This window comes from Mycobacteriales bacterium, from assembly GCA_036497565.1.
Lineage (GTDB): Bacteria > Actinomycetota > Actinomycetes > Mycobacteriales > QHCD01 > DASXJE01.
Genome location: DASXJE010000052.1, coordinates 1 through 10952, shown reverse-complemented (window position 1 = coordinate 10952; position 10952 = coordinate 1). Strand labels below are relative to the sequence as shown.

Annotated in this window: 12 protein-coding genes; 2 read left to right on the top strand and 10 right to left on the bottom strand. The window is 65.7% G+C overall.

The features are described from left to right. Nucleotides 1–534 precede the first annotated feature (534 nt). From VGH85_04810 to VGH85_04785, 6 genes are all read right to left on the bottom strand, one after another. Complete coding sequence (locus VGH85_04810) at nt 535–792, bottom strand: hypothetical protein (GenBank protein HEY2173114.1); 258 nt, start codon at nt 790–792, stop codon at nt 535–537. Between the two features lie 31 nt (nt 793–823). Beyond that, the gene (locus VGH85_04805) at nt 824–1102 is read right to left on the bottom strand and encodes a hypothetical protein (GenBank protein HEY2173113.1); all 279 of its coding nucleotides are present in this window, start codon (nt 1100–1102) and stop codon (nt 824–826) included. A 66-nt stretch (nt 1103–1168) separates the two neighbouring features. Beyond that, nucleotides 1169–1786 carry a recombinase family protein gene (locus VGH85_04800; GenBank protein ID HEY2173112.1) on the bottom strand — a complete coding sequence of 206 codons (618 nt, stop codon included), beginning with the start codon at nt 1784–1786 and terminating at the stop codon, nt 1169–1171. A gap of 419 nt (nt 1787–2205) precedes the next feature. After that, nucleotides 2206–2862, bottom strand: a complete 657-nt coding sequence (locus VGH85_04795) for a hypothetical protein (protein ID HEY2173111.1) — start codon at nt 2860–2862, stop codon at nt 2206–2208. A gap of 114 nt (nt 2863–2976) precedes the next feature. Beyond that, complete coding sequence (locus VGH85_04790; protein ID HEY2173110.1) at nt 2977–3960, bottom strand: amidohydrolase family protein; 984 nt, start codon at nt 3958–3960, stop codon at nt 2977–2979. Nucleotides 3961–3962: 2 nt separating this feature from the next. Further along, complete coding sequence (locus VGH85_04785) at nt 3963–5027, bottom strand: lipocalin family protein (protein ID HEY2173109.1); 1065 nt, start codon at nt 5025–5027, stop codon at nt 3963–3965. A gap of 184 nt (nt 5028–5211) precedes the next feature. Between VGH85_04785 and VGH85_04780 the strand changes: the two genes are divergently transcribed. Next, entirely contained in the window at nt 5212–5745 is a 534-nt protein-coding gene (locus VGH85_04780) for a TetR/AcrR family transcriptional regulator (protein HEY2173108.1), read from the top strand. Here the strand turns inward: VGH85_04780 and VGH85_04775 are convergent. After that, nucleotides 5742–6704, bottom strand: coding sequence for an amidohydrolase family protein (locus tag VGH85_04775; protein HEY2173107.1), 963 nt, complete (start codon nt 6702–6704; stop codon nt 5742–5744). The genes VGH85_04780 and VGH85_04775 overlap by 4 nt on opposite strands. A gap of 66 nt (nt 6705–6770) precedes the next feature. Next, on the bottom strand, nt 6771–7937 hold the full coding sequence (locus VGH85_04770; GenBank protein ID HEY2173106.1) for an NAD(P)/FAD-dependent oxidoreductase: 1167 nt from the start codon (nt 7935–7937) through the stop codon (nt 6771–6773). A gap of 53 nt (nt 7938–7990) precedes the next feature. On the opposite strand from VGH85_04770, the gene VGH85_04765 reads away from it, so the two are divergent. Then, entirely contained in the window at nt 7991–8644 is a 654-nt protein-coding gene (locus VGH85_04765) for a TetR/AcrR family transcriptional regulator (GenBank protein ID HEY2173105.1), read from the top strand. Here VGH85_04765 and VGH85_04760 read toward each other — a convergent pair. Both VGH85_04760 and VGH85_04755 read right to left on the bottom strand, forming a co-directional pair. Next, entirely contained in the window at nt 8586–9044 is a 459-nt protein-coding gene (locus tag VGH85_04760) for a hypothetical protein (protein ID HEY2173104.1), read from the bottom strand. The genes VGH85_04765 and VGH85_04760 overlap by 59 nt on opposite strands. Before the next feature lie 794 nt (nt 9045–9838). Continuing rightward, nucleotides 9839–10952: DEAD/DEAH box helicase (locus tag VGH85_04755; protein HEY2173103.1), on the bottom strand; the 1114-nt coding region annotated here is incomplete at its 5' end.

The following is a 10952-nucleotide window of genomic DNA, read 5'->3' as shown; positions in this document are numbered from 1 at the left end:
CTCGCCTATCGAGTCGCTCCCGGTGACGCCCGCCATGATCATGGACGCGCTGGACTGCCCGGCGCAGTCCTGACCTGTCGGCGCCCCGGCAGCCCGTGCCCGGCAACGGTGGACCTGGTTTCCGGCCGGAACGCCGCTGGTGCGGCCGGATCTCAATCTCGTCGCGGAGGTCCACGCGCTTGGTCCCTTGACCGGGAGATCCGGCAGACTAGTACCAAACCAAGTGCCAACGCCCCCAGATTTCATCAGACAGAGCGAGACGTTCTCGGACGTCGCAACGGCTCTGAACTGCGGTAATCGGACCTAGCGCGATGTCGTCAGACGAAACCGGCATGCATGGTATGCAGAAGGTCAGGGGTTCGAATCCCCTTAGCTCCACCATAAGTTCGATTTTTCCACTTTTACCTGCGAATTTATACACAGAGTGACCCTCTCGCTCACAGCACGAGCGAGAGGGTTCTTGCTGGTCAGTGGCCGTTTTTCGTGTTCTAGTCCCGTAAGGTGTCGTGCCTCTTGGGACTGATGTTGTTTAGGTCATAGGTGTCGCGGCCATGGTTCATCGGCGGTAATCCGGTCATCGGCGAGGTAGAGCCGACGGACGAGTGCTTGGTTGAGTAGCCGGCGGCGGTCGTCGGTGCAGCTCCGATAGACCTGGACCAGGTCAAGGGACCCACCGGCGTCGTGGTCGACGGTTTCACCTGTGGTGAGCGTGGCCAAGGCTTCTGTGATCTGTTGTTGGGTGACGGTGGCGTAGTAGCGCTCGACGGCGTGTTCGACAACGGCCACGTTCACGTACGGGGCTTGGCAGATGCCGTGCTGCCGGTTACGGCAGAAGAAGTAGGGTGTATTCGTCGCCGCGTCGCGTCACGGTGTGCTGGATGATCATCCGTCCTGTGGTCCCGGCCCAATGACAGCGTCCGCAGTACAGGGTGCCTTTGAGGTAATAATCATGCACCCTGCGCCGCTCTCCACTGGTGCTGCGGGCGCCGAGCACGGCTTGGACATGGTCGAAAAGGTGTTGGTCGATGAGCGGATGGTGTCGGCCGGGGAGTTCTTCGCCGTGGTAGGTGATGTAGCCCAGGTAGTAGCGGTCGCGCAGCATTCGGGCCAGCTTGCTGATCGATACCCGTTGGGCTGGGTGCCGGGCAGTGGATCGGGTGCGTAGCCCTCACCGGTAGAGCCGTTCGGAAAGTTGGTCCATGGTCAGGTCGCCCGCAGCGAACAGCTCGAAGCCCAATTGGACCAGAGGTGCGCGTTCGGGGTCGACGACGACGGTGCGGATGTCGCGGCCGTTGGTGCGGTCGATGTGGTTGAGGTAACCGAGCCGGGCGCGCCCGATGGTGCCGCCGTTGCGGGCCTTCTGACCCATCTTGTAGGCGATATCGGCACCGGACTCGCGGGACTGGTACTCGTTGAACGTCGCGAGAATGCCGTGCATCAATTGGCCAACCGAGGTGCCGTCGATTGACTCCATTGCCGAGATCAGCGTGACGCCACGTTGCCGCAGGTCGGCCATGACGAGTGCGTCGTCGACCCGGTTGCGGGCCAGCCGGGACAGCTTGTACACGATCACGTGATCAACATCGTCGGCGTTGCGGATACGTCGGAGCATGCGTTGGAATGCGGGACGTTTGGTCATCTCCGTGGCGGACCGTCCCGGCTCGACGTATTCGTCGACGATCGTGAGGCCGAGTTGCTCCGCCTTGCGGTGACACGCGACGCGCTGGGCCGGGATCGAGATGCCCTCAGGGTCGTAGTCCCGCCCAACCCGGCGCGCCGACGACACCCTTAGATAGATCACTGCTCGGCCGCACGGAGGCGCTCCACTGAGGAACGGACCGGGGACAGCAGGGGACGAGGTTGCAGTGCCATTGTTCATGGCAACGGAGTCGAGCGGCACCCTGCGTCAAGCGCGACTGCACATCACATTCGACGACCGGATTCACGTCATCGGGTGAAGGTTGACTCCGGTCCATCGGAGGAGATGTCCCGCATTGCATCGAGGGCGGTGATCTCGTTGCCAGCCACAAGGTGTGCTGCGGTCGGCATGGATCGTCTTCGGAGGTCGACGGGGCTATCCGGAATCCCGGCCAAACGTGGCGGTGGGACGGGAATCGCCGCGTTGTTCTGTGCTGGTCTGGCGGCTACTTCCAGATGCCGAGTTGCTCGACGTAGGCGTTTCCGATAACCGGCTGCCCCTGGTAGCTACCCGCCACGATGGACGCTGCTTCGTTGATGCCGGGGCTGAAGGGCGCGTGCGCTTGGATTTCTTGCAGGGTTAGCGTGGCCGTCACGGTGAGTCTGGTGTTCAGGCTGGGAATCTTGACGGTCCCATTTGCCGGCGTAGCGTTGCCCGGTGGTGGGGCTGGTCTGGAAGTCGATCGCGTCGGTTGCCAGCGGGGTGACGGGCACGACACTCTCCGATCCGTCGCGATGTAGCACGGTGGCCCACTGCTGTTCGCCCTGCTTGTCGAGCAGGTCCCAGAGGTTGATCGACTCGCCGTTGTCGAGTTGAACGGTCAGGGTGATGTCGACCTCGACGTCCTCGACCCGGGCTTTGATCGTGTACGTGTGCAGGTCTCCGGTGAACACGTTGTCGCCGATGCGGACGTCGCAGGTCTCGCTTGAGGCGGAGAACGTCTCGGCGGCGAACTCCGCGACGTAGTTCACCGCGGTGCCGTCGGGCAGGGTGAGATCGATACGGATCGCCGGGCTCAGCGGTTTGTCCAGGTCGGTGAACTCCTTGGTCAGGAAGACCACGACGAGCTTCGCGCTGTCGTCGAGATGGGCGTCGAAATACCACCACTCGTACGTGCCCGACGCACCGCCGGTGCGCATCCCGTCCTCCGACGGCTTGATCACTCGGGGTTCGATACCGAGCCGTGCGTAGTCCTGTGGCGTGTTACCGAGGCGAGCGGGAGAGTTGTGGTTTTGGTATGGGACATGGGTTCGTACTCCTTCGCTTGGTCGACGGCGTCAGCTCGGGTCGGCGAGCCGGGGGAAGAGCCGATATGCGTTACGAGTGGTCAGGCCGCGCCACGTGTCGCCGCCGGGTTGAGGAGCGGAATCGACGGAGTCGACCTGGATGGCAGCGGCGGGGGCGGGAGTCCAGCAGTAGTCGCTGCCGTAGAGCAGGTGTTCGCTGCCGAAGGCTGTGGTCAGGGCCGGGATCTGGTGGGGGAAGGGCGTACCGGCCATGTCGAACCAGAGTCGGCCGACCTGTTCGGGGACCGGCAGTGCCGGGCCTGTGCTGTTGTCCAGGCCCATGCCGCTGCGGAACAGTTCCATGCGATCGGTGAGCAGCGGCAGGGTGCCGCCGCCGTGGGTGAAGATCCACGGGATGTCGGGATAGCGTTCGAGACGGCCGGTGAAGACCAGGTCGGACACGGTACGGGTGGTGTCGAAGAGGAACTCCAGCATCGGCCGAGGGCGGCCCAGCGACACGGCTTCGGGGTGGAGCGGCGATGTCGGGTGGACGAAGACGGGAGTGTGGCGCCGGTCGAGCTCGACGAGCAGCGGTTCGTAGCGGGCATCACCGAGGTAGATCCCGTCGATGTTGGTCTCGGTGGTCACGCCGTCGCCGCCGAGTTGGTCCATGGCGTAGGCCAGCTCGGTGAGTGCCGCGTCGACATCCGGCAACGGCAGGGAGGCGAAGTGTCCGAAGCGGCTGGGGTGAGCCCGATGGATCTCGGCCCCTGCGTCGTTGACGTGCCGGGCGAGCGCTTGCGTGGCCGTTGGGTCACCGAAGGAGACACCGGGGGAAGAGATCGACAAGATGGCCGTCGCGATGCCCCACTGGTCCATCAGTTCTAGGTGCTGCGCGGCGTTCCAGCTCGGCCAGCCGGGGACGCCGTCCGGATAGCGATGGCCGGCGTCCGTGGCGGCCTGGATGTAATGGTCGGTGAGGAAGTGGGCGTGCACGTCCACCAGAGGCGTGCGCGCCGGGTCGGTGTTCGTCATGGTCAGCCCCAGTTGCCGACGAGTTCGAGGTAGCCGTAGCCGGTGACCGGCTCTCCCTGGTATGTGCCGGTGATGGTGGCCGTTCCCTCGAACTTGGTCATTATGTCCACAGTGGACACGATCTCCTGCTGCTGGTAGGGCACCTCGACGATCAGTTCGGTGTCGATCTGCGGGACGCGGAAGACGCACCGGGTGGGATAGCGGTGGCCGGAAGCCGGGCTGGTCCAGTATTCGGTCATCTCGACCGGTTCCATGCGCGGCACCACGACGTGCGTGCCATCGGGGTGGACAGCGGTGAGTGCGAGGTAGATCTTGTTGTCGATCATGTCGCGGATCTGAGCCGCCGCGATGTTGACGCCGTTGTTCAGCTGGGGGTTGGTCCACATCCAGTTCATGACCTGGGGCGTTGCTCCGTCCGGATCTGGAGCGGGCGTGTTGTCGCCGAGTCCGAGTGCGAAGAAGCCGGGTAGACCGCCCCATTGGCGGTCCAGCCAGGAGGCGCCGGTGACGGGATAGGTCACCGCGTCGATCATGACCGTTCCGGTCGTGGGCATCGCGGGGAAGGCGAACTCGTACTGCTCGTCGAGGTCGAGGAAGTGGAACTGGCCCTGTCCGTTCATCAGTACGGGCGGGGCCGGGTTGGTCGTGGTGATGTCGATGCTCGCGTTCTTACCGGTGACGCGCACCGCGCAGCCGTTGCGGTCGCCGGTGAAGGTCAGTTCGGGCGTGCTGATGTGCATGCGCTCCGCGCGCAGCTCGACCTGATCGAGTGGGTAGAGGTATTCGAAGTTGCGGGATACGCCGACCGTCTCGTTCACGACGACCACGTTCAGCGCAACCATGTCGGCCCCGGTGGGCAGGGTCTGGATCATGAAGTGGACCTGGAACCCGATGCGCTGTCCCGCGCTGTCCAGATTGGACACGATGAACCAGGACTCCAGGGGCCACCGGCCGCTGTGCCAGGACAGGTCGCGGTCGATGTCCAGGACCGTGCGTGATTCGGCGACCCGGTAGGTCACCCCGTCGACAGTGACCGTGTCGGGCCGGTGCGTGGAGAGGGATGTCATTGGAAACGTCCTCAAATGCTGGGCGACATCTGTTAGTTTATTGACGCGTGTCGCATAAAATCACGCTACGAACGGTGCTCGGTTCCGATCAATGTCACATCGAGCTAGGCGACAGTTAGTGGACGAAATGGTGGAAGTGTCAAGCGAGCGGCCTCGTGATCGCCGCGTCCGGCGTACTCGGCGGGTGCTGCAACAGGCGCTCCTGGAGTTGCTTGGCGAGGAGCCGTTGTCGGCGTTGACGGTCAGCCAGATCGCGGCCCGCGCCGATGTGTCGAGACAGGCTTTTTACCTGCACTTCAGTTCGAAGGAAGAGCTGCTGCTCAGCCACGTGGACGATGCCTTCGACGAAATCAGAGCCTCGGTGCTGCCCTCGCCCACCCGGTCGGTCGGCCTGCGGCAGTTGCTCGCCGCGACCTACGGCGAGTGGGCCTTGCATGCCGATTCGCTGCGCTTCGCGCTCCAGATCGAGGACAAGGACCATGTCATCGAACGTCTACGGCTTCATGTCGCGGATCTGATGGAGGCGTTCGCGCGGTATGGCCGGGAGGACGTCGTCGCGTACCCGATGCACGAGTACATTGTGGACTTCATCACCGGCGGTGTGTACATGTTGCTGCGTTCCTGGAGCCGTGATGGTCTGGCCACTCCGGCCGGGCAGATGGCGGAACTCACCTACAGCCTCATCGGCCCGCAGGTCCGCGGCAGGGGCCACCGTTAGGCGAACCGAGGGAACAGCGTGAGCGCATTGTCGCGTTCGACGTCGCGCAGTTCGGCCGAGGTGAAGCCATCGAAGCTGGTCAGGTTGTCGATGTTGTGTACGACCGTCGGCTCCGGAGCGGCGGGCCAGTCGGTGCCGAAAAGGATGTGGTCGGAGCTCGTGACTTCGAGAGTGGGCAGCAGGGAGTTGCGGCTGCCGGCCAGGGCCGTCTCGTAGTAGAGCCCGCGCAGTACCTCGGCGACGTGCGCGGGATCGATGTCCGCGTCCTCGGGTCCCCGACCCATCACGGTGTGCTCGCCGACCCGCCAGCCGAGCATCGGCAGCACCCCACCGCAGTGGGCCAGGATCAGCTTGAGTCCGTGAATCCGCTGGAACAGGCCGGTGTAGAGGGCGTTGGTGATGTTGCGCGCGGTGTCGAAGGGGAATTCCACGATCGAGCTCGGGCGGCCGAAGCCGAGAACGTCGATGTGCGGGCAGTCGACCGGATGCACGAACACCGGCACCCCTCGTCGGGCCAACTCCACCAGTACCGGTTCCAGGCTCGGGTCGCCGAAGTAGTGGCCGGCCACGTTCGAGGTGAGTATGACGCCGTCCAGGCCCAGTTCGTCAAGGGCGTAGGCGAGTTCGGCCAACGCTTGGTCGGGGCCGTCGCCGGGCAGGCTGGCAAATGCGCCGAACCGGTCGGGGTGCGTGGCGATCAGCTTGGCGTTGCCCTCGTTGATCGTCCTGGACAACCGCTTACCGAAGTCCGGGTCGTCGTCGGTTCCGGTGAACGTCATGGGCATGGACACGATCTGGGCCGCGATGTCGTGGCGGTCCATGTAGGCGAGGGCGGCTTCCGGTGTCCATCGGACGGAGATCTTGTAGCCGCCGGTCGGGCGGTAGCCGCGGGCGGCGACGGCCGCCATCACCTCCTCCCGCATGGCGTGGGTGTGGACGTCAATGCGATGACCGGGCATGGTTGGTGCTCCTTTGCTGCTGGTACTGCTGTGTCATGCTCTGCTTTTCTTTGGGTTGGCCTATGTCTAGAGCGATGCCAGACGCCGGCGTGCGGTGCGTCGCACGTCCGCGTAGGTGCGGGTGGAGCTCTTGGCCTGGCTCATGAGGTTGACCCCGAGGACGCGGCCGATCACCATGCGGGCCTGCGTGCTCGGATTCTGGTAGCGGACCTGCGAGCCGATCCAGGAGACCGCGTCGGCTTCGGGTTTCCACGCCGCCTCGTAGCGGGCGCCGACGGTGTCCAGCGGTCCGGATGCGAGGCACTGGTCGAGCACCATCGCTGATTCCAGGGCCGCGTTGCCGCCCTGCCCGATCGGTGGAAACGCAGCGGCGGCGTCGCCGAGCAGCACCGCGCGGCCGGCATGCAGGCTGGAACAGGTCAGCCGCTGTCCCAGATGGACGAACTGACGCCGGGCGAACTCGGCGATCGCCTGCTCGCTGGTCAGCTCCAGCGTGCGCGGTACGTGCTCGCGCAGCCAATCGGTGGCTTGTTCGGGAGAGCCGAAGGTAATCGGCTTGTTCACTCCGAGCACGCCCAGCCACCGCACGCCGTCTGGTTTGTCCTCATCCACGATGACCGCGACCAGCGCAAGGGGGCTGAACGCCAGGCCGTAGTTCAAGAAGTGTTTGTCCAGCTTGTCGCCGACCTGGTCGAGTTCGAGGAGGAGCCCGTAGTTGGGGACAGCGGAGGTCTCCACAGTGAATCCTTCGACCCGCTCGGTCATCGCCGTCGGGACGGCCGAGCCCGCGCCGTCCGCGCCGACGACGAGGTCGAAACGCCGGTCTGCCACCTCTCCCGCGTGCACGTCGACAGCACGGACGTCGTTGTGGAACACGAACTCGATCAGGTCGCGGTGCCGCTGCTCGGCCAGCGACATCAGCGCGCGAGTGATGTCGCCTCGCGAGCCGATCCACCCCGGCTCGGGCCAGGGGTCAACCACCCGGCCCCGGAAGATGATCCCGCGGAAGGAGGTCAGGTGAGCGTCGAACGAGGTGACGGCGTCGATGTGGCGCAGCGCGTTGAGTCCGTGACCGGTGATGTCGATGGGGTAGGAGCGGTCGGGGTTGAAGCGCGGCATGCGTTCGGGGTGGTCGTCGCGTTCGAACACCGTGGTGCGGATGCCGCGCCGGGCGAGCGCGATGGCCGCCGTCAGCCCGCCGGGGCCGCCTCCGATGATCGCGATGTCCGGCACGGCGCCTCCTTTGATTTCGGATCAATGATAGCGAATCAGTTAGAATGCGCATCATGAGCACCAGCCGAGCGGCACGCGCAGCCTCGACGCGGGGCAAACTCCTCGACGCGGCCGTCCAACTATTCGCGGACAAGCCCTACGACGAGGTGTCGGTCCACGATCTCGCCAATGCCGCCGGCGTCGCCTACGGGCTTATCGCCCACCACTTCGGCAACAAACGGGGCATCCACCTGGAGGCCATGCGGCAGATCGCCCGCAAACTCACCCAGGCCCCGCCGCCGCCCGGCCCCCCCGGGATGCGCATCCGGCATCTCATCCGCGACCACCTCGCGGCGATCGAGCAGAACCCGACCGCCTACCTGGGACTGATGCTCAGCGCTGATCCCGACAGCCACGCGATCATCGACTCCGCCAAGCAGTTCGCCGTCCAGTCCACCAGCGAAATCCTCGGGCTCGACCCGGAACGGCCGGCGCTGCGGCTGGTCCTGCGGTCCTGGTTCGTCACCGTCAACGAGGTCGCGGTCGTCTGGATCCAGGACGGATTTCTGTTCCCCGCCGAGGACATGGTCGAGCTGCTGACGGCCTGCCTCGCCGAGCTACTCCGCCAAGCCGCACGGCTGGACTCAGCGCTCGACCCGGCCGCCGGCGTTATCGGCCCTGAAGCGGTCGACGTCCGGGAAAAGACCGGGCAGGCTCGTCCGAGCTGAAGTACCTCTGCGGATGCCGACCTTGAGGTAGTCGTACGGACTCCCGAACGTCATCGGCAGAGACACGATCCGGGTAGCCATTTCCTGCCGGTCCATATAGGCCAGCGCGGCGGTAGCTCGCCGCTTCCTGATCGTCGCGGCGGCAGACGTTCATGCGGCCGATTTTAGACATCAAACTGATGGCAGTCACTTTATTCACCTGGCCGTTGACCTGGCTCTGGGCCAGGACATTCACGGCGTCGCTGATGCGGTCGTCCTGTTCGAACAGGCAGGTCGCGTAGTTCAGCTTGATCGGCATCCGTACCAGTTCGGGTCGCTGCCAGCCATTGTCGTCCAGCCAGTCCGCCAACCTGCTCGACCGGCCCATCGCGTCCACGACCAGGTCGGCGGGTTCGGTCACCGCTTCGGCGCCGTTGTGGGGTAGGTATCGCGCGCTCCTTCATCGCATCAGAGGCATGGAGCTCGGCTAGCTCGTTCCTGCAGGTCAGGGCGGTTCAGGCGGTTCTTCGCGGTTGCCGTGACCTTCTACGTTCCCCATAGGGATCAGGTTCCAGTGCGTGCGCGTGAGCGTCTCCAACCAGGAAGTTTCCCGCTGCGGAGTCGCCGCTGGATGCCAATCGGGAGCCGCGCGAGGCGGCGGCGAGCCTGCGACGCGCTGGCCGCGGAGTCAATGACGTGGGCGTCGTCGGCGGTATCTGCTTGGCCGTTCGCCGATCTCCCCGCCTGACTGCAGCCGTTCGACGGCTGTGCCGTAGCTTCGGCGGGGACGCACTGCAGCACTGTCACGTCGTCGAGTGCCTTCGCGAAGTCGGCGAGGGTTGCGGTGACGACGTGCTCTGCCTCCTCTGCCCTGAGTGACGGAACCGGGAGCGTGCCCTCAGTCCACTCGAACTCGATCCGCTCTCGCCGCGAGCCGCGCGTGACCCACCCGACCTGCTCACCGTGTGGTCAGGGTGATGCCGGGCGGCTTCAGCGTGTGCAGGTTGGCGGCTTCCCCAGACGGACGCCCGGATTCAGGGCAGCGCGGCGCTTCCGCTGACAGAGCCAGGCCGCCGAACTCAGACAGCCATGCCCCGGCCGCGGCGGACACGAACGCGGGAGGCGACGTCCGCTCGATGCCCGCGTCCCGGACCCACTTCTGCTATCACACCGACGTCGTGCGCGCCTGACGTGCTCCTGCTACGTGCCCGCGGGTCACGCTGCCTTGAGCCGCTTGCGTTCCGCCGCCACGATCGCGTGCCGCAGTTCGGTCTCGGAGCGAATGTCTACCGCGTCCGGCGCCGCGTTCGCCATGTCGCTGCGGCGCGCGTACTCATCGAACGCCTCGCGCTTGTCCGCCAACAGTTCGAGGACCCGCTGGTCGATGCCGTCCTCGCACAGCAGCCGGTGCACGTCCACGCGGCGCACCTGGCCCATCCGGTGCGCGCGGGCGACCGCCTGCTCTTCGATCGACGGGGTCAGCTGCGGCTCGGCGATGATGACCACCGACGCGGCCTGGATGTTCAGGCCCACGCCGCCCGCCTGGATCTGGGAGACCAGCGCCGCAGACCCCCTGGCGTTCGTGAACTCGTCCACCATCGCCTGGCGGTCGGCCGGCGGAATGTCACCTGTCAGCGGCCCGACGACGGGCATGCCCGGGACGCCGTCACGCCCCGCCAGCACCTCGATCACCGTCTCCAGCACGTCACGGAAGTACGAGAACACGATGACTTTGCGCCCGCCGTCGGCTGCCTCGCTGACAATCTCCACCAGCCGCCGGAGTTTCGGCGATCCCTTCACCGTTCCCGGGTCGAACGCGGCCCGGCGCATCGCCATGAAGTTCCCTTCCATGACCGCCTTCCGGTACGCGCGCAGCGCCGCCCCCTCGAGCGCCACCCATTCCTGCGTCTCCAGCCGGGCCGGCAGCTCGCTAAGCACGTCTTCCTGGTTGCGCCGCAGGTAGACCGGTGCCACCTGTTCCCGGAACTTGGTGCCATCCAGCACCTCATCCGTGACGTCCAGGTTCTCGGCGACCTCCGGGCGGAGGTGCCCGACCAGCACCCGGAACTCCTCCACCTTGTTCTCCATCGGCGTTCCCGTCAGGAACAGCGCCCGCCTGCTCCGCCCCGCCCGCTCGCTGACCGCCTGGGTGCGCAGCGCGTTCGGGTTCTTCGCGTAGTGCGCCTCATCAACGACGATCATCGCCACCGAGACGTCCAGGTCCCCCGGCATGGCGCGCAGCGCCTCGAACGTCGTGACCGCCACGCCGCCCCTGGCCACCCACTCCTGCGTGGCCGCCTCCCGCTTCATGCCCGGCAGGTGGAGTCGA

What these genes read in the sequence shown, in the direction of transcription:
- VGH85_04805 (HEY2173113.1), bottom strand. Translation starts at nt 1,102, where the DNA reads ATGCTGCGCGACCGCTACTACCTGGGCTACATCACCTACCACGGCGAA.
- VGH85_04790 (HEY2173110.1), bottom strand. Translation starts at nt 3,960, where the DNA reads ATGACGAACACCGACCCGGCGCGCACGCCTCTGGTGGACGTGCACGCC.
- VGH85_04785 (HEY2173109.1), bottom strand. Translation starts at nt 5,027, where the DNA reads ATGACATCCCTCTCCACGCACCGGCCCGACACGGTCACTGTCGACGGG.
- VGH85_04775 (HEY2173107.1), bottom strand. Translation starts at nt 6,704, where the DNA reads ATGCCCGGTCATCGCATTGACGTCCACACCCACGCCATGCGGGAGGAG.
- VGH85_04765 (HEY2173105.1), top strand. Translation starts at nt 7,991, where the DNA reads ATGAGCACCAGCCGAGCGGCACGCGCAGCCTCGACGCGGGGCAAACTC.